This window comes from Paenibacillus sp. BT-177 (assembly GCF_025846815.2).
Taxonomy (GTDB): domain Bacteria; phylum Bacillota; class Bacilli; order Paenibacillales; family Paenibacillaceae; genus Paenibacillus; species Paenibacillus polymyxa_C.
On record NZ_JAOYTP010000001.1, the window covers coordinates 399,405 to 422,737 of the forward strand.

Annotated in this window: 27 protein-coding genes; all 27 read right to left on the reverse strand. The window is 47.1% G+C overall.

Translation table 11 applies throughout. The features are described 5' to 3' along the window. Nucleotides 1-79: 79 nt before the first annotated feature. The 27 genes from recN to OIU26_RS02145 all read right to left on the reverse strand — a co-directional run bounded on the left by recN (nucleotide 80) and on the right by OIU26_RS02145 (nucleotide 23,241). Nucleotides 80-1,798 carry a DNA repair protein RecN gene (recN, locus tag OIU26_RS02015; protein WP_264215808.1) on the reverse strand — a complete coding sequence of 573 codons (1,719 nt, stop codon included), beginning with the start codon at nucleotides 1,796-1,798 and terminating at the stop codon, nucleotides 80-82. A 56-nt stretch (nucleotides 1,799-1,854) separates the two neighbouring features. Further along, nucleotides 1,855-2,304, reverse strand: a complete 450-nt coding sequence (gene ahrC / locus OIU26_RS02020; protein WP_013371768.1) for a transcriptional regulator AhrC/ArgR — start codon at nucleotides 2,302-2,304, stop codon at nucleotides 1,855-1,857. 16 nt (nucleotides 2,305-2,320) lie between these two features. Further along, a complete protein-coding gene (locus OIU26_RS02025) occupies nucleotides 2,321-2,797 on the reverse strand; it encodes a hypothetical protein (RefSeq protein ID WP_058711534.1) in 477 nt (158 codons plus the stop codon). A gap of 234 nt (nucleotides 2,798-3,031) precedes the next feature. Next, on the reverse strand, nucleotides 3,032-3,883 hold the full coding sequence (locus tag OIU26_RS02030) for a TlyA family RNA methyltransferase (protein WP_264215809.1): 852 nt from the start codon (nucleotides 3,881-3,883) through the stop codon (nucleotides 3,032-3,034). Between the two features lie 75 nt (nucleotides 3,884-3,958). Then, nucleotides 3,959-5,857 (reverse strand): 1-deoxy-D-xylulose-5-phosphate synthase, encoded by a 1,899-nt coding sequence (gene dxs / locus OIU26_RS02035; RefSeq protein ID WP_264215810.1) that lies wholly within the window; start codon nucleotides 5,855-5,857, stop codon nucleotides 3,959-3,961. Between the two features lie 107 nt (nucleotides 5,858-5,964). After that, complete coding sequence (locus OIU26_RS02040) at nucleotides 5,965-6,888, reverse strand: polyprenyl synthetase family protein (protein WP_064962911.1); 924 nt, start codon at nucleotides 6,886-6,888, stop codon at nucleotides 5,965-5,967. Then, a complete protein-coding gene (xseB, locus tag OIU26_RS02045; protein WP_013371773.1) occupies nucleotides 6,860-7,120 on the reverse strand; it encodes an exodeoxyribonuclease VII small subunit in 261 nt (86 codons plus the stop codon). Before xseB ends, OIU26_RS02040 begins: the two co-directional genes overlap by 29 nt. Beyond that, nucleotides 7,110-8,423 carry an exodeoxyribonuclease VII large subunit gene (xseA, locus tag OIU26_RS02050; RefSeq protein WP_436449023.1) on the reverse strand — a complete coding sequence of 438 codons (1,314 nt, stop codon included), beginning with the start codon at nucleotides 8,421-8,423 and terminating at the stop codon, nucleotides 7,110-7,112. Before xseA ends, xseB begins: the two co-directional genes overlap by 11 nt. A gap of 66 nt (nucleotides 8,424-8,489) precedes the next feature. Then, a complete protein-coding gene (gene folD, locus OIU26_RS02055) occupies nucleotides 8,490-9,347 on the reverse strand; it encodes a bifunctional methylenetetrahydrofolate dehydrogenase/methenyltetrahydrofolate cyclohydrolase FolD (protein ID WP_264215812.1) in 858 nt (285 codons plus the stop codon). Nucleotides 9,348-9,384: 37 nt separating this feature from the next. Further along, nucleotides 9,385-9,834 carry a transcription antitermination factor NusB gene (gene nusB / locus OIU26_RS02060; RefSeq protein ID WP_013371776.1) on the reverse strand — a complete coding sequence of 150 codons (450 nt, stop codon included), beginning with the start codon at nucleotides 9,832-9,834 and terminating at the stop codon, nucleotides 9,385-9,387. Nucleotides 9,835-9,970: 136 nt separating this feature from the next. Beyond that, the gene (locus tag OIU26_RS02065) at nucleotides 9,971-10,204 is read right to left on the reverse strand and encodes a DUF2273 domain-containing protein (protein ID WP_013371777.1); all 234 of its coding nucleotides are present in this window, start codon (nucleotides 10,202-10,204) and stop codon (nucleotides 9,971-9,973) included. A 15-nt stretch (nucleotides 10,205-10,219) separates the two neighbouring features. Further along, nucleotides 10,220-10,759, reverse strand: a complete 540-nt coding sequence (gene amaP / locus OIU26_RS02070) for an alkaline shock response membrane anchor protein AmaP (protein WP_040103448.1) — start codon at nucleotides 10,757-10,759, stop codon at nucleotides 10,220-10,222. 73 nt (nucleotides 10,760-10,832) lie between these two features. Continuing rightward, the gene (locus tag OIU26_RS02075; protein WP_013310820.1) at nucleotides 10,833-11,246 is read right to left on the reverse strand and encodes an Asp23/Gls24 family envelope stress response protein; all 414 of its coding nucleotides are present in this window, start codon (nucleotides 11,244-11,246) and stop codon (nucleotides 10,833-10,835) included. Nucleotides 11,247-11,371: 125 nt separating this feature from the next. Next, entirely contained in the window at nucleotides 11,372-12,715 is a 1,344-nt protein-coding gene (accC, locus tag OIU26_RS02080) for an acetyl-CoA carboxylase biotin carboxylase subunit (protein WP_013371779.1), read from the reverse strand. A gap of 61 nt (nucleotides 12,716-12,776) precedes the next feature. Then, the gene (accB, locus tag OIU26_RS02085; RefSeq protein WP_264215813.1) at nucleotides 12,777-13,268 is read right to left on the reverse strand and encodes an acetyl-CoA carboxylase biotin carboxyl carrier protein; all 492 of its coding nucleotides are present in this window, start codon (nucleotides 13,266-13,268) and stop codon (nucleotides 12,777-12,779) included. 138 nt (nucleotides 13,269-13,406) lie between these two features. After that, nucleotides 13,407-14,228 (reverse strand): SpoIIIAH-like family protein, encoded by an 822-nt coding sequence (locus tag OIU26_RS02090; protein ID WP_264215814.1) that lies wholly within the window; start codon nucleotides 14,226-14,228, stop codon nucleotides 13,407-13,409. Nucleotides 14,229-14,290: 62 nt separating this feature from the next. Next, a complete protein-coding gene (gene spoIIIAG / locus OIU26_RS02095; protein ID WP_264215815.1) occupies nucleotides 14,291-14,932 on the reverse strand; it encodes a stage III sporulation protein AG in 642 nt (213 codons plus the stop codon). 16 nt (nucleotides 14,933-14,948) lie between these two features. After that, nucleotides 14,949-15,716 carry a stage III sporulation protein AF gene (locus OIU26_RS02100; RefSeq protein ID WP_264215816.1) on the reverse strand — a complete coding sequence of 256 codons (768 nt, stop codon included), beginning with the start codon at nucleotides 15,714-15,716 and terminating at the stop codon, nucleotides 14,949-14,951. Nucleotides 15,717-15,754: 38 nt separating this feature from the next. Next, nucleotides 15,755-16,945: a stage III sporulation protein AE gene (spoIIIAE, locus tag OIU26_RS02105; protein ID WP_025675014.1), complete on the reverse strand. Its 1,191-nt coding sequence runs from the start codon at nucleotides 16,943-16,945 to the stop codon at nucleotides 15,755-15,757. A gap of 12 nt (nucleotides 16,946-16,957) precedes the next feature. Continuing rightward, complete coding sequence (gene spoIIIAD, locus OIU26_RS02110) at nucleotides 16,958-17,347, reverse strand: stage III sporulation protein AD (protein WP_013371785.1); 390 nt, start codon at nucleotides 17,345-17,347, stop codon at nucleotides 16,958-16,960. A gap of 8 nt (nucleotides 17,348-17,355) precedes the next feature. Next, nucleotides 17,356-17,559 carry a stage III sporulation protein AC gene (spoIIIAC, locus tag OIU26_RS02115; RefSeq protein ID WP_010345636.1) on the reverse strand — a complete coding sequence of 68 codons (204 nt, stop codon included), beginning with the start codon at nucleotides 17,557-17,559 and terminating at the stop codon, nucleotides 17,356-17,358. Between the two features lie 12 nt (nucleotides 17,560-17,571). Beyond that, nucleotides 17,572-18,090, reverse strand: coding sequence for a stage III sporulation protein SpoIIIAB (gene spoIIIAB / locus OIU26_RS02120; RefSeq protein ID WP_013371786.1), 519 nt, complete (start codon nucleotides 18,088-18,090; stop codon nucleotides 17,572-17,574). Next, nucleotides 18,083-19,078 carry a stage III sporulation protein AA gene (spoIIIAA, locus tag OIU26_RS02125; protein WP_165079686.1) on the reverse strand — a complete coding sequence of 332 codons (996 nt, stop codon included), beginning with the start codon at nucleotides 19,076-19,078 and terminating at the stop codon, nucleotides 18,083-18,085. The genes spoIIIAB and spoIIIAA overlap by 8 nt, the downstream gene beginning before the upstream one ends. 384 nt (nucleotides 19,079-19,462) lie before the next feature. Beyond that, nucleotides 19,463-20,716, reverse strand: coding sequence for an aspartate kinase (locus OIU26_RS02130; RefSeq protein WP_013371788.1), 1,254 nt, complete (start codon nucleotides 20,714-20,716; stop codon nucleotides 19,463-19,465). A gap of 195 nt (nucleotides 20,717-20,911) precedes the next feature. After that, the gene (gene efp, locus OIU26_RS02135; RefSeq protein WP_013371789.1) at nucleotides 20,912-21,469 is read right to left on the reverse strand and encodes an elongation factor P; all 558 of its coding nucleotides are present in this window, start codon (nucleotides 21,467-21,469) and stop codon (nucleotides 20,912-20,914) included. Nucleotides 21,470-21,502: 33 nt separating this feature from the next. Further along, nucleotides 21,503-22,576, reverse strand: a complete 1,074-nt coding sequence (locus OIU26_RS02140; protein WP_040103444.1) for a M24 family metallopeptidase — start codon at nucleotides 22,574-22,576, stop codon at nucleotides 21,503-21,505. A 74-nt stretch (nucleotides 22,577-22,650) separates the two neighbouring features. Then, complete coding sequence (locus tag OIU26_RS02145) at nucleotides 22,651-23,241, reverse strand: YqhR family membrane protein (protein WP_165079685.1); 591 nt, start codon at nucleotides 23,239-23,241, stop codon at nucleotides 22,651-22,653. Nucleotides 23,242-23,333: the final 92 nt, after the last annotated feature.

A 23,333-nucleotide genomic window follows, 5' to 3' on the forward strand; every position in this document is an offset into this window, starting at 1 on the left:
TGGTCGCCAATTGCGTACCTATAAGGTAACCTTGCCCCCAGGCTTTTATAACTGTTAATCATTACGCCAGCCGCTCTTTTCAGGCTTTCTTTCCTTCCGCCAAATTCAGCATTTCCTGTGCGTGATGCAATGTTTTTTCGGTAATTTCTACCCCGCCCAGCATCCGTGCCAATTCCTTGACACGACCTTCCTCCGTTAGTCCCTCAATTTGAGTCATGGTCCGTCCGTCATGAACATTTTTCTCAATCAGGTACTGATGATCTGCCATACATGCCACCTGCGGCAAATGAGTAATGGAAAACACCTGACAAACGGAAGACAAACGATAAAGCTTCTCGGCTATGGACTGAGCTGCACGACCACTTACCCCGGTATCCACCTCGTCAAAAATGAGCACCGGAATTTGATCATGACGCGCAAAAATACTTTTCATCGCCAACATGATACGTGATAACTCACCACCGGAAGCGATTTTACCGAGTGGGCGAAGTGGCTCACCGGGATTGGGCGAAATCAGAAATTCCGCATTATCTATCCCTTGCTTGGTAGGTCGTACCTTTAGACCTTTATATTCATATCCACGTGGATCCTCAATTGGATCAATACGCACCTTGAGTGACGTTCTTTCCATTTGAAGATCTTTTAATTCCTGCTGTACTTGCTCTGCAAGCTCTTCAGCACAAATTTCACGTGCCTCTGTAAGCTCTTCAGCAATCTCCAGCAAATTCGAAAGCAACTCATCCCGCTTTGCAATGAGCTGCTCCAGCCGCTCATCTTTATTTTCCAACAGATCGGTTTCCTGCTCAATACGGCTATAGTATTCCAAAATCTGCTCTATACTATCACCATATTTTCGCTGTAACCCGGTAATTTGATTCAAACGTTGCTCCACCTCATGCAGCTTGCCCGGATTAAATTCAATATCCTCACGATAAGAGCGTAATTGAAACGCTGCATCCTCCAACTGATAGAAAGCAGATTGAATCTGCTCCGCAATGGGCTGAAGGCTTTTACTGTCGTAGCTCTGAACATCATTTAATCTGGACAACACGTTATTGACCGTATCTAGACCACCTCTCCCACTTAACAGCTCGTATGCTCCTGATACTCCATCCATCATTTTCTCACTATGGGATAGCTTGACCCGTTCCTCTGCCAATAATTCATCTTCACCCAATTTTAACTCCGCCGCAGCGATCTCTTCCAATTGGAAGCGATACATGTCCAATAGCTGATAAGCCTTTTGACTGGAGCTTTGCAATTCTCTTACTTCTTTTTCCGCTTTGACAAAAGCATTGTAGCGCTCCCGGTAAAGCGCTTTGACTGGACCAATGACCGAGTCACCGAACGTATCCAGCAGCGCAAGATGGCGATCCGCACGCAGCAAGCTTTGATGCTCATGCTGCCCGTGGATATTAACGAGTTGCTCACCTACCTCACGCAGCATCGTTAAATTAACCATCTGACCGTTAATTCGAGATGAGCTTTTCCCCTGAACTGTAAGTTCTCGACGAATCAGCAAATGCTCTTCTGGATTAGCCTTAATCCCTTGTTCCTCCAACGTATTCCAAACGGGATGTTTGACCGGCAATTCAAACAAGGCTTCCATTTCAGCTTTATCACATCCGTAACGCACTAGGTCAGCAGATCCCCTGCCGCCCGCAATCAGCCCAAGTGCGTCGATAATAATGGATTTACCAGCACCAGTTTCTCCGCTCAATACATGAAATCCTTTATAAAAATGAACATCGACAGCTTCTACGACTGCCAAATTCCGTATAGACAAAGTGACCAGCATCGTTCTTTCACCTCTATGATGTACAAATTAAAACGCCTAATATGCGTACTTTATAATTAGGAAATGTAGCCCATAAGACGATTCACGATAGTTTCACTATTTTCTTCCGATCGGCAGATAATCAAAATGGTGTCATCCCCGCTGATCGTACCCATGACCTCAGACCATTCAATATTATCTAATAAAGCAGCAATCGAGTTAGCTGTTCCTGGCAGGCACTTCATCACAATCAGATTGGTTGTGTAGTCAATATGCAAAAAGTTGTCAACCAATGTACGTTTCAGTTTCTGCGTCGGATTGTAGCGCTGGTCTGAAGGCATCGAATATTTATATCTGCCGTCGTCCATTGGAACCTTTATGAGCAGCAGTTCTTTGATATCCCGGGATACAGTTGCCTGCGTGACCTGGAAACCAGCCTCACGCAATGCTTCAACTAAATCATCCTGCGTTTCAATCTCATGTTGTGAAATAATTTCCCTGATTTTAATATGTCGTTGACCCTTCATATAATCCTCCTATGGATTAACCTTCATATTCCTCTTCTTCGAGGTCTTCCACTAATGTAATAAGGCGAATACTTTTCTCGTCCGTATCAACGTACAATACCCCCGCACAGCCCGGATAGAGCAGCAAATAAGGCATAAGCCTGTCTCGTAAATCAGGACCGTTCCACTCCATCGGTTTCTTGCGGCGTGACGTTTTGACCATATATGTCGAACCGTTACGTACAGCTACGTAATCAATAAACAAACGGCTATACACGGTATGTCCATTCACTTTAAAAGCAAGCGGTATTTTCATTTTCCCGCCCACCACTTCATACCCTGCTTCTTCTAGTTGGTCCACAGCAGGTCCTTCGTTCAATTCCTCGTTAATTGGTATCGTTTTTAGCACAAGCGGTCCCGGCTCTTTTAACCAGGCACGCAGGCTATATAAAGCCCATATCCCTAATATCACCCCGATCACAGTGATGATAACCGTATCGTATCGAGTGTCCATGAACCGATCACCTCATGGACATATTCTAGGACAAGATATAAAATCCCTTTTCCTCATACAGGTACGCTGTACCTGCGACCGGATATTCAATTGGGTTCATCACATCTGTGTGAATGAAAATGAATATCTGCAATTATACATCTCATTATAGGCGAACGTGAGTTCTACAATCAATCCCTCACACCAAAAAGAGGTTCTCTTAAGTTCACAGAACTCATGGAGAACCCCTGAATGTCACTTACGCAATGGGCCATTATTAAATGTCTGACCTGCTTCCTGAACAGTTTGTTCAATCAGTGGACTGAAATCCATTTTCTCCAGCTGCGATTCTGCCGCCGGAAGCCCATTCAAACGCCAATGCGCTAAAAATTCAATATTTCCTTCGCCACCTGTTATGGGGGAATAGGCCAAGCCTTGCAATGAAAGTCCAAGCTCATGTGCAAACATCAAGATGGTCTGCAGCACTTCTTTATGCGTAGCAGGATCTCGAACCACGCCAGATTTCCCAACCTTTTCGCGTCCAGCTTCGAATTGAGGCTTAATTAGAGCTACAATATCAGCAGGTTGATGCAGCAATGCAAGCAACGGTGGCAAAATAATTCGTAACGAAATAAAAGAAACATCAATACTTGCGAAATTAGGCACAGGACCGCCCAAATCTGCAGGTGTCATATATCTGAAATTTGTTTTCTCCATAACGCATACACGTTCATCATTACGAAGTGACCAATCCAGCTGATTATACCCCACATCAATGGCATACACGTACTCAACTCCATGCTGAAGCGCACAATCCGTAAAGCCTCCGGTTGATGAACCGATATCCAGCATCGTCCTGCCCTTCATGTCCAGCTCGAATTGACGGATGGCCTTTTCGAGCTTCAACCCTCCACGGCTTACATACGGATGCACCGACCCTTTAACTTTAAGCTCGCTGGAACGTGGTACCTTCATTCCCGCTTTCTCGATCCGTTCGCTGTCCGCCAACACTAGACCTGCCATGATTGCGGCTTTAGCTTTTTCACGGCTTTCAAAAAAACCTTGTTCTACAAGCAATACATCAATGCGTTCCTTCGGAACAGACATGTTAATCTCCCTTTAGGCAGCCAGGCTGCTCTTGTCATACTTTTTATAATATCATGTTGTTTACTTTAAGTTACCCTATACAGATTGCCCCATGCCATATGCTGGCTCAGCAGACCACTTACGCAGCTTTAAGCACACAGCTTCAACGGTAAGTCCCACTTCATCGCGCTGCTCTTTGATGGAGCCGTGCTCCACAAACAGATCAGGAATCCCCATTAAGCGCACCTGTGCATCTTGTATTTCTTCTTTAGCGTAAAATTCCAGTACAGCGCTACCCAAACTTCCCGCTTCAGAAGCTTCTTCCAATACGATCAGCTTCGTATGCTGGCGGGCCAGTTCACGCAACATCTCCTCATCCAAAGGCTTGAGGAAGCGTGCATTCACAACGCCCACTTGCATACCCTCACGTTTCATCGCCTCCGCAGCCTCTGTCGCCACTTGGAGCATTGGTCCTGAAGCGATTACAGCGAAGCCCTCACCTTTACGCAGAAACTCCCAACTGCCGATGGGAATAGCCCGCAATTCATTATCCAATGGCACACCAACCACGTTAACACGTGGGTAACGATAAGCAATTGGACCGTCTTCGTAGTCAAGTGCTGTTTTCATCATATGGCGCAGCTCATTTTCATCCTTTGGCATCATAAGCACCAGATTCGGGATATGACGCAGGAATGCTACATCAAACACGCCATGGTGAGTTTCACCGTCAGCACCAACAAAACCAGCACGATCAATCGCGAACATCACGTTGGCATTATGACGACAAATATCGTGCACAATTTGGTCATATGCACGCTGCATAAAAGTGGAATACACCGCAAATACCGGCTTCATCCCTTCCATTGCTAACGCTGCACACATGGTTGCAGCATGCTGCTCAGCGATACCGACGTCAATCATACGTGTAGGAAACTCTTTACTAAACGGCACTAGCCCTGATCCACCAGGCATTGCAGGGGTGACCGCAATGATCCGCTCATCCTGTTCAGCCAGCTCAATCAGCGTTCTACCGAAAATTTCTGTATACATCGGATTGCCCACGGCTTTGAGTACCTGACCTGATTCAATTTTGTATGGACTGATGCCGTGCCACTTGTGCGAATCGGCCTCCGCAGGTTTATAGCCTTTACCCTTGGTGGTTACGACATGCACTAATACGGGGCCAGTAACGTTATCAGCCTGCTGAAAAGTCTCAATTAGCTTGGACAAATCATGCCCATCAACCGGACCAAGATACGTAAATCCCAGCTCCTCAAACAGCACACCTGGCACCATCATATATTTAAGACTGTCCTTGACACGGCCAGCCGATTTGGCAAGTTTACCGCCAATAGCGGGTATTTTTTTCAGCAAAACTTCCAGCTCATCCTTTGCCCGCAAATAGTGACGGTCCGAGCGAATTTTGCTCAAATAATTATGCATGGCCCCTACATTCGGGGCGATGGACATTTCATTATCATTCAGAATGACCATTAAATTTTTACGTTCATGACCAATATGGTTTAATGCTTCGAAGGCCATGCCCCCAGTCAATGCTCCGTCCCCGATCATTGCAATAACTTTATTGTCCTCGCCCTTTAAATCTCGTGCCAAGGCCATCCCCATTGCAGCCGAAAGGGAAGTGCTGCTATGTCCAGCTTCCCAAACATCATGCTCGCTCTCGCTTCTTTTTACAAAACCACAAAGTCCATCACGCTGACGAAGTGTATCAAAACGATCCATTCGCCCTGTCAATATTTTGTGCACGTAGGCTTGGTGCCCAACGTCATAAATCATCTTGTCCTTTGGACTGTTATAGCAATAATGCAGGGCGATCGTGAGCTCAACCACTCCCAGATTCGATGCCAGATGCCCCCCAGTCACGGACAGCTTCTCAATCAAAAAGCTCCTGATTTCCTCGGCTAGAGAAGCCAACTCCTCAACCGACAGTGATTTCAGATCGCCTGGTTGCTTTATGTGTGGAAGCAGCACGCATATCTCCCCGCTTTCCTTCAAGTTTGTGTGTAAAGTTAACAAGTATTATATCACACTTTTGGACTGTGCTTAAACGCAGACAAGTCAAACCAGTTCTAATGCTACTAATGATCACGCTTCATCAGGTAATCCGCTATCTCCAGCAAACGCGAAGAATCGGGAATGCCACCTTCTGCAATCACTTTTTTGGCAGACACTGTGAGTTCCTCCACTTGTCGCAGAGATGCGTCCATACCGATGAAATACGGATAGGTAACCTTCTCTTGTTCAACATCACTCTGCGTTTTTTTTCCCATTTTGCTTTCATCGCCTACGAGATCCAATATATCGTCCTGAATTTGAAAGGCCAGGCCCAGATCTCGTCCAAAACAGCGAAGCGCCTCTAGTTGACTCTTGTCTGCCCCAGCAATCCGTCCACCTGCCAAGAGTGAGAAAATGATCAAATCAGCCGTTTTATGAAGGTGGATATATTCCAGTTCCTCGATCCCCGTCATTCCCTGCTCGCCTGACATATCTGCGACCTGTCCACCTACCATACCTCTGGCGCCGCTCATTTCGGATAAATCCTCAACTATGGACAATAGCGCATCGGAAGAAACACCGTGAAGACGACCTGCCTGCACGATGCAATAAAACGCATGGGTCAGCAAAGCATCGCCCGCAAGAACAGCAACCGCCTCGCCGTATACCTTATGATTCGTCAGCTTTCCTCGCCGATAATCATCATCATCCATCGCCGGCAAATCGTCGTGAATGAGGGAATACGTATGTACCATTTCTACCGCACATGCTACTGGCAACGCCGCTTCCCTGCTTCCACCAAATGCTTCCGCAGCGGCGATCAAAAGCAGAGGCCGCAGCCGTTTTCCGCCTGCGGTCAGTGAATAGTTCATAGATTCTCGAAGGACATCTGGAATGTCCCAATGCGCCGGAAACTGCTCGGTCAATGCAGACGAAACTGCATCCGCCGTCACAGCCAAATATTCCTTGAACGACAGTCTATTCAAGCCCTTCACCGCCGTTTTCATCCAATCCGCCACCGAAAGGCTTCTTGCGCAAATCTCCATCCTCTTCCACAATCATTTCAATTTTACGTTCGACCTGTTCCAGCTTCTGGCTGCAAAGCTGAGACAGCTTCATCCCCCGCTGGAACAAATCAATGGCTTGCTCCAGAGGAACGTCTCCATGCTCCAGTTGTCCGACAATTTCTTCAAGAGCGGCCATGGCCGCTTCAAAATTCAATTCCGCTTCATTCGCCACCGTGCTTCGCGTCCTCCTTCATTCCCCATACTTGACAGTCTAACTGCCCGTCACTCACTTTTATCTTGATGGAATCTCCCGGTTGTACATCTTTGAGCGACTTGATCAGCCGTTTCTCCTGCTCATCGTATACCAAGCTGTAGCCTCGGGCCATGACTTTGAGCGGACTCAGCGCATCCAGCTGACGAATTCCGGTATGCAGCTGCTGCCGTCCCGTTTTTGTGATCGCACGCATCGCAGACTCCAGCTGACGTTGTGCCATATCCGTCTGCTTGCGCGCCGAACGAATTTGTTCGCGCGGATTAAACCGCTCTAGTACCTGACGCATACGCGCGTTTTTCTCTGCGTTTAGGCGTGAACGGTTAGCCGCTGCGCGGATCAGACGCTGATGCAGCATATCCATCCGCTCTGCATGCTGGAGCATGTAGCGGCGTGGATGCAGCAGCACTGGCGAACGCCGAAGCCTCATCAAGCGTTCACGACTGGCTTCCAGCCGCTGCCTAAGGGCGTTGCGCAACCGTTGCTCCCGCTGGAGCAGCTGATCCCGAAGCTCTCCCTGGTGAGGCACAGCCAGCTCAGCTGCTGCGGTCGGCGTCGCTGCGCGTAAGTCAGCCACAAAATCGGCAATGGTAAAATCCGTTTCGTGTCCAACAGCCGAAATGACAGGAATGACCGATGCGTAAATGGCACGCGCAACCGCTTCCTCATTAAATGCCCACAGTTCTTCTAAGGAGCCACCGCCCCGTCCGACGATCATCACCTGAACCTCCTGCATACGATTCATGGCTTCAATTGCCTTAACAATCGAGGGGGCAGCACCCTTTCCTTGCACAAGAACAGGATACAACACGATCCCAGCCTGTGGGTATCGGCGTTGAAGTGTGGTGATAATATCACGCACAGCCGCTCCGGTCGGTGACGTAATTACGCCGATGGTTGCCGGGTGAGCGGGCAGATTCCGTTTGCGAGCGGTATCAAACAGCCCTTCTGCATCAAGCTTTTGTTTGAGTTGTTCATAAGCCAAATAAAGGCTGCCTATACCGTCAGGCTGCATTTGCGTCGCATAAAATTGATATTGTCCATCCCGTTCATACACGGATACGTTTCCCCGGGCGATAACACGCGTACCTTCTTTTGGTACGAAAGGGAGCCGTCTATTATGGGTCGCAAACATAATCGAACGTATCCGGCTCCCCTCATCCTTGAGCGTAAAGTACATGTGACCACTCGAATGATGCGTAAAGTTAGAAATCTCCCCGCGTATCCATACATCAGACAGCACCTGATCGGATTCCAGTTTCATCCGGATATAACGATTCAGGTCCTTTATAGAATAAATACGTTGTTGTTCAGCCACAGGCAGCTGCCTTTATGCCAAACCGTACGACCGCTTGGCCGCTACGAGCGTATTTTGCATCAGCATTGTAATCGTCATTGGGCCTACACCGCCGGGAACAGGCGTAATCGGACCGGACACTTGCTTTACGCTCTCAAAATCAACGTCACCCGCCAGCTTTCCGTTCTCCAGACGATTCATTCCCACATCGATAACTACTGCACCTGGTTTTACGAACGAAGCATCAATAAAATTGGCTTTACCGATGGCAACGACCAAAATATCCGCTTGTCTGCTGAGCTCGGCCATATTCGCTGTACGAGAGTGACACATCGTAACCGTAGCATTTTCACGCTGCAGCAATAAAGAGACTGGCTTGCCCACGATATTACTGCGACCAATAACAACTGCATGTTTACCGGCTATCTCTACTCCAGCACGCTTGATTAACTCAATGACTCCAGCGGGAGTACAAGGCAATAGGCTATCATCGCCGATGACCAGGTTTCCTACGTTTACCGGATGAAATCCGTCAACATCTTTCTCCACTGCAATCGCGTCAATGACAGCTTTTTCCTGAATATGCTTTGGCAATGGCAGTTGCACCAATATCCCATGAATATTGCTTTGATGATTCAGCTTATCCACCAGTTTCAGTAATGCTTCTTGCGAAGTATCTGCCGCCAGTCGATGAACCTCAGAGTAATAGCCGAGATCATAACACGCCTTTTCCTTATTTTTAACATACACCTGAGAAGCAGGATCTTCGCCTACCAGTACAACAGCCAGTCCGGGTTGAAAGCTGTGTTCTTTCAAACGAATGACCTCTTGCTGAATGCTTGCCCGGATATCCTGAGAGATTTGTTTACCATCAATGATCGGTGCTGACATGTTTAACCACTCCCCAACCTGATTCAGTAGTCTCTAATTAAAAACGTGCTTTCAATTGCTCCAGCTCTTGTATAACTCGTCCCAGCACACCATTAACAAATTTACCCGATTCCTCGGTACCAAAGTGCTTCGACAATTCAATGGCTTCATTGACTGCTACCTTGGCTGGAACATCCTCGCGGAAAATCATTTCATATACCGCAAGCCTCAAAATTTGACGATCCACACGTGAAAGTCGGCTGATCTGCCAGCCTTTCAGGTAATCCGCCAACAGCCCGTCAATAGCTTCCTTGTGCTCCCATGTGCCACGCACATGCTCCAAAACATATGCTCTTAACACTTCCGCGTTTTTAATCACAACTTCGGCTTCGTTTTCCTCAGCCGCTTCCTGAAGCAGCATGTCTACAGCTGCCGCCGCATCCACTTCATTCATTTCCATATGGTACATACTCTGTACCGCTAATTCCCTCGCCAGACGTCTTTTCATGCCCTGCCTCCTACGCTTGCCTATATCTATTTTTCATTCTAACCAATTTCCACAAAAAAACCTGTGAACGCATCCTCCAAAACCGTTGGGCGCAAATAAGCTACAGCTGTATTTTGGAGAACACGTATCACAGGGTTCATTTAAAAGGACGCCAACGTTGCGACAACCATTCGCTCCATTCTTTCCAAGGGAGGAATGAACCAAGCGCTGAATCGCTACGTCTTCCTAGCGTATATCCGATGAACACCATCAATGCAAAGAACAACATATTCCAAAAGCCTGCCCACAAATAAATAAAACCGAAAAAAATACCGGCCGTGATCCCCATGATCCGGCCCTTGTAACTTCCCCATATTTCTTTCCAGGGCATCAGGGAAAATCACCTCTATTCCACACGACTCTTAAAGCTTGGTGACTGAGAAACATTAGCGATGTACACCGACACATTGGATACTGGAATTCCTGTAATTTCTTCCACATGGTCGTGTACCCCCTTTTGTACCTCGGAGGTTAACACCGGAATGGAGCTTTCCCCGTCAACAATCGCCCGAATCGTAATATCAAGTCCCGATTCCAACACACGAACGCGTGCTTTCAGATCCTGCATCCCGCGAAATCGGGAAGCCGCTTTGAGGCACAGGTTTTCGATGGTATCCACCGAAATCTGAATGTCACCATATTCGGTTCGCTGATCAATAGAATGCTGTACGGTTTGGTTCCGTCGAATAGAGATATAAAAAAACCGAAGACTCAATAACAACAGAACTCCTGCAATAATCAAGCTGGTAAACCACACCACTCGCTCATCCTCAATGCTTAAAACATACGGAATGGCCCCGCTCAGGAGGAGGATGGCGAGAATGGAAATAATTCCGATACTTAAGCTGTACAAAAACAGCAGAAGTCTGTCCATAACTTTAGCCACGAAACGCACAGCCTCCTTAAATTAGAGTAAACCCTCGACCCATAAGGGTCGGGGGTTTGTACAAAGTATCGCTCTATTTAACCCGTCCGGCGCCCAGCACTTCCGGCTCTTCTACTTTTTCAGCATTTTTGAATTGAACATCATGAATTTGCACGTTCACTTCTACCACGTTAAGACCTGTCATGTTTTCAATGGAACGCTTAACATTATGCTGAATAGCAGCAGCCACCTCAGGCAGACGGTTACCATACTCAATAATGACGGAGACGTCTACAGCAGCTTCACGCTGTCCGACTTCCACTTTTACACCTTTAGATAAATTTTTGCGGCCTAGCAGTTCGGCAAATCCGCCAGCAAATCCGCCACTCATTCCCGCTACACCTGGTACTTCAACGGTAGCCAGTCCGGCAATGACTTCAATAACTTCCGGGGCAATTTGAATTTCCCCAATTTCTGTACGTTCGAATTCGGTTGGCACTGTGCTCATACCTTCAACACCTTTCGGTCAAAATAAGTTTCATTCCAGCTTTGGATATCAAAGCAGACATGCTCACTTATTATCCATACTATATCATTTGGCGTTCATTATGACAAACTGAGGAAATATACCGATTAAACTTCGTTTTCCTCCAAAAATTTAATATCAAAATCGCCTTCAATAAAGGTCGGATGCTCTAGCAAGCGCTGGTGAAAAGAAATCGTTGTGGGTATGCCCTCAATAGCAAACTCAGCTAAAGCCCGCTTCATTTTGGCAATCGCCTCCTGCCGTGTAGGCGCCCATACAATCAGCTTGGCAATCATAGAGTCATAATAAGGAGGAATGCTATAACCTGGATAAGCAGCGCTGTCTACCCGTACTCCAGGACCGCCTGGAGGCAGATAAAATCCGATTTTACCCGGTGCAGGCATAAAATTACGATCCGGGTCCTCAGCGTTAATACGGCATTCTATTGCCCAGCCATTAATCGTGACTTCTTCCTGCGTAAAGGAAAGCGGATGTCCTTCAGCGACCGAAATCATTTCTTTAATCAGGTCTACACCAGTAATCATTTCTGTTACTGGATGTTCCACCTGAATACGTGTGTTCATTTCCATGAAATAGAATTTATTGTCCGGGCCAAGCAAAAATTCGAGCGTTCCTGCGCCAGAGTATTGAACGGCCAAAGCTGCACGAACAGCTGCCTGTCCCATTTCTTCACGAACATCCTGCGAAAGTACTGGACATGGTGCTTCCTCCAACAACTTCTGACGACGACGCTGTACAGAGCAGTCCCGTTCGCCCAAATAGGCAACATTACCATGCTTGTCCGCTATGATCTGTATTTCCACGTGTTTCATACCGGTCAAATATTTTTCCAGATACACACCCGCATTGCCAAAGGCCTTTTGCGCTTCCTGCTGAGCAGTAGTGATTTGTTGAATAAGGTTATCCTCATCTTCGGCGATACGAATACCTTTACCACCACCACCTGCTGTGGCCTTGATAATGACCGGATATCCGATATCACGTGCGATGCTGATTGCATCCTGCACATCCTCAACCAGTCCGTCTGAACCTGGAATAACCGGAACCCCGGCATCCTTCATGGTCTGCTTGGCTACAGCCTTGTCTCCCATTTTGTTAATTGCTTCAGGAGAAGGTCCGATAAACGTAATATTGCACGATTCGCAAATTTCAGCGAAGTCTGCATTTTCCGCCAAAAACCCGTAACCTGGATGAATGGCATCACATTCAGTTAATGTAGCAACACTCATCAGGTTCGTAAAATTAAGGTAGCTGTCCTTAGACAACGTCGGTCCGATACAGTAAGCCTCATCTGCGAGACGCACATGTAACGAATCCTTGTCAGCTTCCGAATAAACGGCAACTGTCGAAATATTCATTTCGCGGCAAGCGCGAATGATACGAACTGCAATTTCTCCACGGTTCGCGATTAATACTTTTTGAAATGTCATGACTTTATCCTCCCTGGGAGCAGTCTTGCCGAACCCTCAAAAAAGGGGACAAACAAGCTTCTTACTCCGGTTTCACAAGGAACAATGGCTGGCCATACTCAACCAACTGTCCGTTTTCGGCCAAAATTTCCACAATTTCGCCCTTCACTTCAGCTTCCAACTCGTTCATCAACTTCATCGCTTCAATGATACATACCGTTGTTTTATCGCCTACTTTACTGCCGACACTCACATACGGGGCCGTATCCGGGGATGAAGAACTATAGAAAGTGCCTACCATCGGAGATACGATTTTATGTAGATTGCTTGCATATTCCTTCGGTTCCCCAGCAGTTGCATGTCCAACATCGGAATGTACTTGTGGATTCGGAATTGCAGCTTGTGGCGCCACTGTATAAGCAGGTGCTGTTACAGGAGCCTGTACCGTAACGATCTCGCTTTTGCCCGGTTTACGGATCATGAGGCGAGTTCCTTCATTTTCAATTTCAAGCTCATGCACAGACGTTTCATCCACCAGCTTGATCAATTCCTTAATCTCGCTTAATTTAAACATCTCTATTAATCACTCCTTCAGCATTTTGCCGGTTGCTGATAACATTTTTGAAACAGCTTTATGTATTATATCACAATCATTAAAAATAGAAAGAGCCCGGGATTATGCAGAAATCCGGGCTTTTTCGCGTTTTTTGTCTTATTGTGTAACATACTGGACACTGATCTTGTCCTGCGTAACGTTTAATTCCTTCATGACTTTATCGACAATCGTTACCGCTTGCTTAGCATCCAATTTTTCACTCAGAACCACTACTTTGTATTTATCAGCATCTTCCTCGCGGACTACCGCATTGGCGAACTGCTGCTGGAGCTCTTCCTCGATGCCCGTAATTTTGGCCTGTTTGTCTTCAAGTACATGTAATTCTTTTTGCGCCTCTGCGGCTTTCTGAGGTGTACTATCATTCATTGCCGTAGTCAGCTCGTCATTTTTCTTTTGATTTTCCACATCCCGCTCCAGCAAATAGTTGTCAATCACAGCTGCCGCTGTTGGTTGGGCTGCTTGTTCGCTTGCCACTTGATCAAGTACCTGCTTGTCGGTTTTAGCGCTAGAAGCTGCTTTGTCATCACTTTTAGCTGTCGTGTCTGTCTTAGTTGCAGTTGTGTTTTGATCGGATGCAGTCGATTCAGTAGCAGGGGCGGCGGCTGTGTCTTTATCACCTTTGGATGGTTCAGTTGCTGGATCAGTTGTAGAAGCTGTGTCCTTTGTGGAAGTATCTGCTGTTCCGTCAGTTACTTCACCATTGGTTACCACTTCATTTACTTTCAGTTCATTCATTTGTTCTTCAGCCTTTGTCGTTGCTTCCTGGGCAGCATCCTGTTTAACCTTACTCACCTGCTCGCTGTCTGCCACAGGCGGATTTGCCGGGCTTGAGTCCTCCGTAAACAAATAATATGCAGACAGTACCACCATTAAACTCAGCATGGACACCAGCCAAACGGTTTGTCTTTTATTATTCATGTTCTGTCCTCCATATTCATAAGTGGTTTGCAATATTAACTTCTTTGTTCCCCAATTCCATATTATCCCTGCTTACGCGGAACGACTGATATTTTGTATGAAGGTACGTTTAGTCCCTTCTGCACTGCATCCACAATGAGCTGCTTCACCGTAGGGTTTTCTGCCCCCATAGCCACAACAAGCACTCCCCTTACCTGTGGTTTTACTTTTTTGGTAACAATCGGGGTGTGCTGACCGCCCGATGATTCATAGGTGACAATCTCACCATCGCGTGTATATTGAGTAGTGTGCCTTTGTCCACCATTGGCGTCCGACTCGTTATTTTCTTCCTGCATGTCCTTCACATTCCGTTGCACGATCACTTCTTCGGTAGAATCTACCGTCACCATGACATCGACGGTTCCTACGCCAACAATCTGCTCCAGCATCTGTTTCATATTGTCCTCGAAAGCCTTCTCGATTCCGGCAAAGGAACTGTCCTCACCTACCGTTGTTTCTAACGCAGGCTCATTTTTCATTACGCCTGGCGGTTCTCTCCCTACGTTTTCCGGGTCGACTTTTTTCACATTAACGAATGAATTAAAGAGCATAATCGCTACACCGATAAGGCCAAGAATAAGTAGCCAACGAAATGAATTGAACCTTTTCGCTCCGTCCCCCCCTCCACCCATCCATTGCTCCAGCTTTTTCCTCCATTTGTCCATTTCGGTTCACCTCCTGTTACCATTCATGTGTTCCATCCTGCGAATTAATCACCTGAACATGTGTGCTGTCGATCCCCCATTTTTCACGTAGAATTCCTGTGATTAAGCCAAAAGCTTTCTGATCCGCAGGTTTGCCATCCTCTGTGGTTTCGTCAGAACTACGAGCATCTTCTCGCGTTTCTTCATTATGATTAGAGGTTTTTGACGGTGTCGGCTCCACACGAATATTCACTGTCTTTTCAGCTACAGGCTCCACCATAATCGGCTTGACATCTGTACCCGGCGGGACGCTTGTGTTTTCTTCTTTTGCTGCCTTCTGCTCCGCCAGTTTGACCACTACTGACTGAACACCCGTTCCTGCCTCTAGCCCCGATTCTTTCTGCTGAATCTGCGCAAGGGTCACCTGGACCGACTGAATTGCTAACCCGGTGTACTGCTCCAATTGCCCTTTCATTTCCTTAGCTACCTCTTTGCCTGCCCATTGCATGGAGCTTTGTTCCTGCTGTTGCTTTAGCTTGTAGCCTTTGGCTAAGATCTCCTCCAATGTCGGTTCCCTGTTACCTGTCTCTGCCTGGCGTTGCAGATCCAATGCTCGCCCCAAAATCTCTGAGGGACTGCTGCTCAGCAAGCGCACAATCGGAGACAGCAATGTCAGCAATACAAGCAGGCTGAGTACGAGTTTGACATACCTTTCCATAGATCGGCTCGGTAAGATCATATCGACAAAAGAAGCCAGCAGCACGATTAGCACCAGTTCCTTGAGCCAGCCTCCCAGCCAGGTCACGTCACTCGCCTCCCTCTCGTTGGATTGTGTGCATGTATTCACCTCATCATGACCGTCATGTTGCCTGCTGCGAGCATGACGGTAATCGCAAGAAAGGACATTAATCCCACGGCCGCCAGTGCCGCGAAAACATAAATCATACTCTTGCCGATGGCATCCAGACATTCCACAATAGGCGTATCTCCCAAAGGCTGCATGATTGCTGCGGTCACTTTATAAATGAGAGCTAGTGTCAGAATCTTGAGAGCAGGAAAAGCGCACAGGAACAAAATAATGATGACTCCCACAAGGCCGATGGCGTTTTTAACGAGCAGTGATGCCGAAATGACCGTATCCGTCGCATCTGCCAGCGCCTTGCCTACCACCGGAACAAAGCTACCTGTAATATATTTAGCTGTGCGGATCGTTAATCCGTCAGTAACCGAAGAGGTTAACCCCTGCACCGAAATAACTCCTAGAAAAATAGTCAGAAGCACTCCCAGCACGGCAACACCAGCGTTCCGCAGTAGATCAGCTAACTGGGTCAGCTTATATTTGCCCGTAAGCGAGTTAACCAAATACAGCACAGCCGAGAAGAACAGCAGCGGGAATACAAGCGTATGAATGACTGTTCCGACCGTGTTGATCATAAATACAATCAGCGGGTGGGTCACCGAAACCGTGACAACGTTACCCATCGAGGCCAACATGGTAAACAGCAAGGGCAACATCGCCATCATGAAGTGAATCATACTGTCAATTGCTTCTTTGGCATAACCAATCGCTACACTAAAGCTATTAATCGCCAAAATGATAATGACCATGTACACGATAGCGTAAGCAACTTTGCTGACCTGCTTGCTTTCAAAAGCGCTTTGCAGCGTTTCCAGCACCATACTCATAATGCTGAGCATGACGATGGTGACGAGCAGCTTGGCATTCACCCGAATTTCATGGATGAAAAAATCAGCTATGGCAATCAACACACCTTTTATGCTGAATCCTTCACCACCCGGAAGCAGCATGTCCATGAAAGAAGGCGTTTTCTGGTCAGGGAAAAATCCGCCGTATTGCTTCATGAGTCCGTCCCAATAATGTTCAACATCATCTTTGGGCATTTGCTCCGCCTGTTGTCTGATCCATTCGTTTGTAGGTGTATCTGCGAAGAGGACCGCAGCCGAGGCGCACCAGAGACATAGCAGCAAAATCACAATAACTTTGAGATTCGGCATGCCCCCCAGCCTTTTCATGGCATCACCCCCTCAGGCGGGCATCAGCTTCAGAATGGTATCAATAATAATGCTGATAATCGGGATTGCGAGTACCATGATGAGTACCTTTCCAGTAAGCTCTATCTTGGAAGCAATACCGTCTTGTCCCGCATCCCGTACGATCTGTGCTCCAAATTCAGCAATATAAGCGATACCGATTATTTTTAATACGGTTTTAAAATAAATCATGTCCATGCCTGAAGACCTGGCCAGTCGCTCCAGCACGGCAACCACAGATCCGATCTTGCCAATCAGCAGCAAAAAAATGACGATTCCCGCAGCTGTTGCAATCAAAAAGGCAAACATCGGCTTCTGTTCCTTGATAACTAAGATGAGGACTGTGGCAACGAGGGCGAAGCCCACCACTTGAATGATTTCCATGTGTTCACCTACTGAAAAAGAAAAATAGATTTGATCTCTTGCAGAAGGTTATCCAGCATTCGCACCACCATGAACAGCACTACAACGAAACCGATGACCGTCACCCAATGGGCCATGTCTTCCTTGCCCATTTGCTTTAGTACGGTATGAATCATAGCGATAATAATGCCAATTCCGGCAATCTGGAAAATTGCGTTCACTTCTAAATTCATTCGAGCACCCCGCTAATAGATCAAAATGACGATCAATGCTCCGATCAGCAGTCCCAGGCTTCTGCTCATACGCTCGTATCTCACCTGATCTGCCTGCGCCTGCGCTTCTTCATGGGATAACTGCTGGATGGTCAGCGCAATGTGCTTGATCTGGTCCTCACGGTCGCTGGTTCCAAGGCTGTAAGCAAGCTGACGCATCGCTTCCTTCTCGGCCTGCTTCATAGAGGAACGGCTCCACGAAACTTCAATCGCTTTATGCAAGCTTTCTCTGGCGGTCAGGCCAAAAGAGGGGTGCATCCAGCGTGAGGCTTGCTGAAACAGAGAGCGCAGCGGCTCTCGCAAGGGCTCTCCTGTCTTGGCGAAAGCATCTGGTAACGGAGACACCCCGTAAGAAACCTCGGTGGTCAGTCTTTGCAGTGCGAGAATTAACTCTCTGATTTGCCGCGGCCTCATGGCAAATTGCCTTGCCCGCTGCCAGCCTGCCAGTGTGGTGGCTAGTATAACCAAGACAGCTCCCAGCAGCTTAAGCATAGGAGATGCCCCCGTTCTGCCCTTCCCCAGGCAGTGTTAGCCTGCGCTGCTTGGCATCTGCCAGACGAAAAGAGAGACCCCGGCTCGTCCGCTCTAGCATGACGTAGAGCTGGAACAGCTCCTGTCCTGTAGCTAATCCGGCAAAGGCAGATCGGCTCGCCATTTCAGCCACATCGCGACCATGTGCGGAAGCAATGACTGCGATGCCTGCGTGAAGTGCTTCACGCACCGCCTCTGCATCTTCTGGCCGCCCGATTTCATCAACAATCAGGACATCCGGTGACATCGAGCGAATCATCATCATCATGCCCTCTGCTTTCGGGCATCCGTCCAATACATCGGTGCGAGGTCCGACATCAAAACCGGGGATGCCCTTGTGACTGCCAGCAATCTCAGAGCGTTCATCTATAATACCCACCTTAAGTCCATTTCGTCGTCCTCCGTTGCTTTCCATCCCTCCGTAACTCAGTTGCCGAGCCAAGTCCCTAAGCAACGTCGTCTTGCCATGCTGCGGCGGTGACAAGATGAGCGTATGCCGTATCATTCGGGATTTTCGATCCGCTACATAAGGCAATATCCGATCAGCTATGCCAGGAATGGCCCGAGCAATTCGTACATTAAAGCTGCTTATATCTCGCAAATGCTCTACTCGCCCTCGGTTGAGCACGGTTCTCCCTGCCAAGCCAATACGATGACCGCCAGGGATCGTAATAAACCCTTTGCGAAGCTCCTCTTCCATGGTGTACAGGGAATGATTACTGATAAAATCCAGCAATCGGTGAGCATCCTCGCGGTTAGGCTTATAGGCTTCAACAGGATTCAAAGTCAGCCGACCAGCAGTCGTTACAAAATGATGATCACCATTCGCATTAACTTCCAGCGGCCTTCCTTCCCGGATCCGGATTTCTTCCAGTTGCTTAAATACGGTTTCTGGAAGCCTTCCGAGTATACCGTGCAACGGTTCCGGAAATAACTCCAGCCATTCCATACCAGTGCCGCCCCCTCACAGTTGTCCTTTTTCTTTAAGACAAGTCTATGGCTGACTCTCGCTTTTTATGCCGAAAATATATTGAAAATTCAGTCGAACATTTGCTCACTCCTATCCACGCTCAGCGGACCTTTCCCCCGCTCATTCAAGCCCCTTTCCCTGCTTTATATAATAAAAAAAGGCTCCCTCTAAGCCTTGGCGGCTAAGGGATACCCTTAAATAAAAAAGCTAGATTTAGAGCAAAAAGAGGCTGCTCCACAGTCTGACTCTCACTGATGGAACAACCTCTTAACCTACTGCTGTATTCTATGATTTATCCATCTATAACTAGGGAGCGTATAATATATTCCCCGTTATAGCGTTTCTCTAAATCATTTGATGTTATTAACGACGGTCTTTAGGTCCGCCCACAAACGCTTGCTCCTCGGTATCCAGATTATAAGCTGTATGCAACGCTTGAATAACCTCATGAAGCTTTCCAGCTTCAATTACACACGATACCTTGATTTCGGATGTGCTTACCATTTTAATGCTAACGCCTTGCTCGGCCAGCACGGCAAACATTTGCGCTGCAACACCCGGGTGGCTAACCATTCCCGCACCTACAATGGATACCTTCACCAGATTTTCCTCAGACGTTACTTCACGGTATGGAAGCTCTCCGCGAATACCTTCCAGTGTCTTAAGTGCAGCTTCACGATCCGTCAGAGCTACTGTAAAGGAGAAATCTGCTTTTCCAGCTTCAACCCCGCTCTGCACAATAATGTCTACATCAATTTTGGCTGCTGCCAGTGTTCCGAAAACTTTTGCCAGTACACCAGGGATATCTGCAACGCCCAAAATACTGATTCTTGCTACATTTTTATCATATGCAATTCCACTGACTACAACGCCTTGCTCCATTACTGCATCCTCCTTTACGACTGTTCCTTCATTATGGTTAAAACTGGACCGCACAATCAACGGTACCCGGTTATGTTTGGCATACTCTACCGCACGGGGATGTAAAACAGCCGCACCTAAATTGGCTAATTCCAGCATCTCATCATAAGAAATTTCTTTTAGCTTACGTGCCACCTTCACGATTCGTGGATCTGTTGAATATATGCCGTCCACATCCGTGTAAATTTCACAGGCATCCGCTTGAATCGCCGCCGCCAGCGCAACGGCCGTCGTATCAGAACCACCACGTCCCAGCGTAGTAATATCTCCATCTGCAGACATCCCCTGGAAACCAGCTACAACAACAATCTTGTTGCTGCTCAGTGCATCCAGCACACGCTGAGGTTGAATATCCGTAATCCGTGCCCGACCAAAGTCAGATTCAGTACGGAAGCCAGCCTGCCATCCTGTAAACGATACCGCTTCATGACCCAGCTGCTGAATAGCCATCGACAACAATGCGATTGAAATTTGCTCGCCTGTCGTCATCAACATATCCAGCTCACGTGCAGGCAACTGCTCATTTAATAATTTAGCCTGGTCAATCAATTCGTCTGTCGTGTCTCCCATTGCGGAAACGACCACTACACATTGATGCCCTTCACTCTGTTTCTCAACGACGCGTTTTGCCACGCGTTTCATGCGCTCCGTGTCACCGACGGAACTGCCTCCGAATTTCATGACATACAAAGACAACGATATTCACTCCCTCAGACTCACAGTATGTAACCTTGAGATGGCACCAAACGATTTGAACGTGACATCCTGCGGCATAACTTTAGTACAGTATAATACGAAAGTGCTGTGTGGAGCCAATGTTTTTTAATATTCCTATATATAAAAATATCCCCTGCCCTTAACAAGGACAGAGGATACCAGAAACTGTAAATTCTATGCACGAGACATGTATTTGCCATCACGAGTATCAATTAGCAATACATCATCTTGGTTAATAAACAGAGGAACTTGAACATTCAAGCCTGTTTCCAGTTTGGCATTTTTGGTTGCACCTGTAGCTGTATTCCCTTTAATACCTGGTTCTGTTTCAATTACTTTGAGCTCCACGCTGGTAGGCAAGTTGATACCCAGGATTTCTCCGTTGTAGCTTATGATGTTTACATTCATGTTTTCTTTCAGGAAGTTAAGCTCCCATTTCAGTTGATCGCTGGACAATGTAAATTGATCATATGTTTCGTTGTCCATGAATGTGTGATCGTCTGCACTAGCATACAGATAAGATACACCACGATTTTCGATTTGCGCTCGGCCAATTGTTTCACCCGCACGGAATGTACGTTCAACCGTATTACCGTTACGCAGGTTTTTCAACTTGGAGCGTACGAATGCTGCGCCTTTACCTGGTTTTACGTGTTGAAAATCCAGAACTGTAAAAATATCTCCGTCTACCTCAACGGTCAAACCTGTTTTAAAATCATTAACGTTAATCACTAAAATACCCCTCCTACAGGACTGTTATCGTTATTAAACGACTGTAAATTCTTTGCTCGAATGAGTTAATACTTTGATGCCGCTATCTGTAATAACGATATCATCCTCGATCCGTACACCGCCCAATCCAGGCACATAGATACCTGGTTCGACCGTTACAACCATGCCCGGCTCCAGAATATCATCACTTGCCTTCGACAGACGTGTAGATTCATGTACTTCAAGACCCAGACCATGACCTGTACTGTGTCCGAAATTGTCTCCATAGCCATGGCTCGCAATAATATCCCGGGTCAACGCATCCGCTTCACGGCCTGTCATGCCCGGCTTAATATGTTCGAGTGCGTGAAGCTGCGCCTTAAGTACAATATCATAGATCTCGCGCAACTGAGGCGCCAAATCCCCTTGTGTAGCCACTGTACGGGTCAAATCGGAGCAATAGCCATCCAGCAACGCACCAAAATCAAACGTAATCAGCTCACCTGCTTGTACTAACTTTGCACTGGCTACTCCATGAGGCAATGCCGAACGAACTCCGGATGCCACAATCGTGTCAAATGAAGAAGAAGTAGCTCCCTGCTTGCGCATGAAGAATTCCATTTCCAGATCCAGCTCACGCTCGCTGACTCCTGGTTTGATGTAAGGTAAAATGTGTGCAAATGTAGCATCTGCCAAATCCGCTGCCCGTTGCATCACTTCCAGCTCTTCCGCATCCTTGTACACCCGCAGCTTTTCCACAATGCCCGATACCGGAACCAGCTTAATAGGTGACAAATCTTCGCTGTAAGCTTTATGTGTCGCAACAGTTACATCATCCTGCTCAAAGCCTGTTTCGCTAATCTGATGGGAAGACAGCAATTCTTTTACTGTTTCCATGACCTGCGCAGCGTGCTGCACTACCGTAAAGCCTTGAGCTTGTTCGGTCGCTTGTGTCATATAACGAAAGTCAGTCAGCAAATAGCTATGGGATTCTGTAATCAGCACATAACCCGCTGAACCTGTGAAGCCTGTCAAATATCGACGATTGACAGGGCTAGTAATCAGCATAGCCCTTAGATTATGCTCGCCCAGCGCCTGCCGCAACTTTAGCACCCGGTCATTCTTCATCTTCATTCCGCTCCCCTCTGTCAAATAACCAAATGCTATTTTAACACAGGGGATAGGCGCTTGAGAAGTTTTTGTTACGTTCTGCCCCCAGCCTTCTCAGGCTCGCGCATTCTTTCATCCGTATACTCGACTGCAACGGTATATCCGATAAATAGTCCCCACAGTATAAATACACAAACTTCCGTATATATGGAATTCCATGTTAATCGATAAGGAGGGTTCATCATCCCTAACTTAGGACCTGTTAACACAAATAAAATAACCCACCAAATCAGACCGTATATAATACCGGGTATAGGGCCATTAAACCTACGCAAAATCAGGGTGTACACCAATGACGCTACCACGGACAATGCAATAAAAAACAGCAACCCCACCAAATGCCCTGCCATGGTGTTCATGAACGAATGCTTGAAAAACGGCTCTGCCAGAAAGCCAGGCGCCACTACTGTAAAGTGCAGCGTATAAAACAGCCAGCGCAGCAATCCCCAGAGCAAACCCGCAAAAAAACCCAGCTCAAGTGCAAAGGGAATGAGCGGTGTATGTACTTTGCCTGACTGTTGTCTGCCTCTGCTACTGTTGTCATTATGATTACGTTGATCTTGAGATTCACGGGACTGTTCCTGATCATGACCTATTTTCGGTATAGAGTAAGTTTCACTCATGTGGTTGGATCTCCTTTCAAAATGAATAAATTTTCTCATGGTAAGGACTCATTGTTATAAGGAAAAGCATGTGTACTTCCACCAAATTCGTG

Excerpts from the sequence above, each read along its gene's own strand:
- recN (WP_264215808.1), bottom strand. The coding sequence starts at position 1,798 with ATGCTGGTCACTTTGTCTATACGGAATTTGGCAGTCGTAGAAGCTGTC.
- ahrC (WP_013371768.1), bottom strand. The coding sequence starts at position 2,304 with ATGAAGGGTCAACGACATATTAAAATCAGGGAAATTATTTCACAACAT.
- OIU26_RS02025 (WP_058711534.1), bottom strand. The coding sequence starts at position 2,797 with ATGGACACTCGATACGATACGGTTATCATCACTGTGATCGGGGTGATA.
- OIU26_RS02030 (WP_264215809.1), bottom strand. The coding sequence starts at position 3,883 with ATGTCTGTTCCGAAGGAACGCATTGATGTATTGCTTGTAGAACAAGGT.
- OIU26_RS02040 (WP_064962911.1), bottom strand. The coding sequence starts at position 6,888 with ATGAAAACGGCGGTGAAGGGCTTGAATAGACTGTCGTTCAAGGAATAT.
- xseA (WP_436449023.1), bottom strand. The coding sequence starts at position 8,423 with ATGAAACTGGAATCCGATCAGGTGCTGTCTGATGTATGGATACGCGGG.
- folD (WP_264215812.1), bottom strand. The coding sequence starts at position 9,347 with ATGTCAGCACCGATCATTGATGGTAAACAAATCTCTCAGGATATCCGG.
- nusB (WP_013371776.1), bottom strand. The coding sequence starts at position 9,834 with ATGAAAAGACGTCTGGCGAGGGAATTAGCGGTACAGAGTATGTACCAT.
- OIU26_RS02065 (WP_013371777.1), bottom strand. The coding sequence starts at position 10,204 with ATGCCCTGGAAAGAAATATGGGGAAGTTACAAGGGCCGGATCATGGGG.
- OIU26_RS02075 (WP_013310820.1), bottom strand. The coding sequence starts at position 11,246 with ATGAGCACAGTGCCAACCGAATTCGAACGTACAGAAATTGGGGAAATT.
- accC (WP_013371779.1), bottom strand. The coding sequence starts at position 12,715 with ATGACATTTCAAAAAGTATTAATCGCGAACCGTGGAGAAATTGCAGTT.
- accB (WP_264215813.1), bottom strand. The coding sequence starts at position 13,268 with ATGTTTAAATTAAGCGAGATTAAGGAATTGATCAAGCTGGTGGATGAA.
- OIU26_RS02090 (WP_264215814.1), bottom strand. The coding sequence starts at position 14,228 with ATGAATAATAAAAGACAAACCGTTTGGCTGGTGTCCATGCTGAGTTTA.
- spoIIIAG (WP_264215815.1), bottom strand. The coding sequence starts at position 14,932 with ATGGACAAATGGAGGAAAAAGCTGGAGCAATGGATGGGTGGAGGGGGG.
- spoIIIAE (WP_025675014.1), bottom strand. The coding sequence starts at position 16,945 with ATGAAAAGGCTGGGGGGCATGCCGAATCTCAAAGTTATTGTGATTTTG.
- spoIIIAD (WP_013371785.1), bottom strand. The coding sequence starts at position 17,347 with ATGGAAATCATTCAAGTGGTGGGCTTCGCCCTCGTTGCCACAGTCCTC.
- spoIIIAC (WP_010345636.1), bottom strand. The coding sequence starts at position 17,559 with ATGAATTTAGAAGTGAACGCAATTTTCCAGATTGCCGGAATTGGCATT.
- spoIIIAB (WP_013371786.1), bottom strand. The coding sequence starts at position 18,090 with ATGCTTAAGCTGCTGGGAGCTGTCTTGGTTATACTAGCCACCACACTG.
- spoIIIAA (WP_165079686.1), bottom strand. The coding sequence starts at position 19,078 with ATGGAATGGCTGGAGTTATTTCCGGAACCGTTGCACGGTATACTCGGA.
- OIU26_RS02140 (WP_040103444.1), bottom strand. The coding sequence starts at position 22,576 with ATGAAGAATGACCGGGTGCTAAAGTTGCGGCAGGCGCTGGGCGAGCAT.
- OIU26_RS02145 (WP_165079685.1), bottom strand. The coding sequence starts at position 23,241 with ATGAGTGAAACTTACTCTATACCGAAAATAGGTCATGATCAGGAACAG.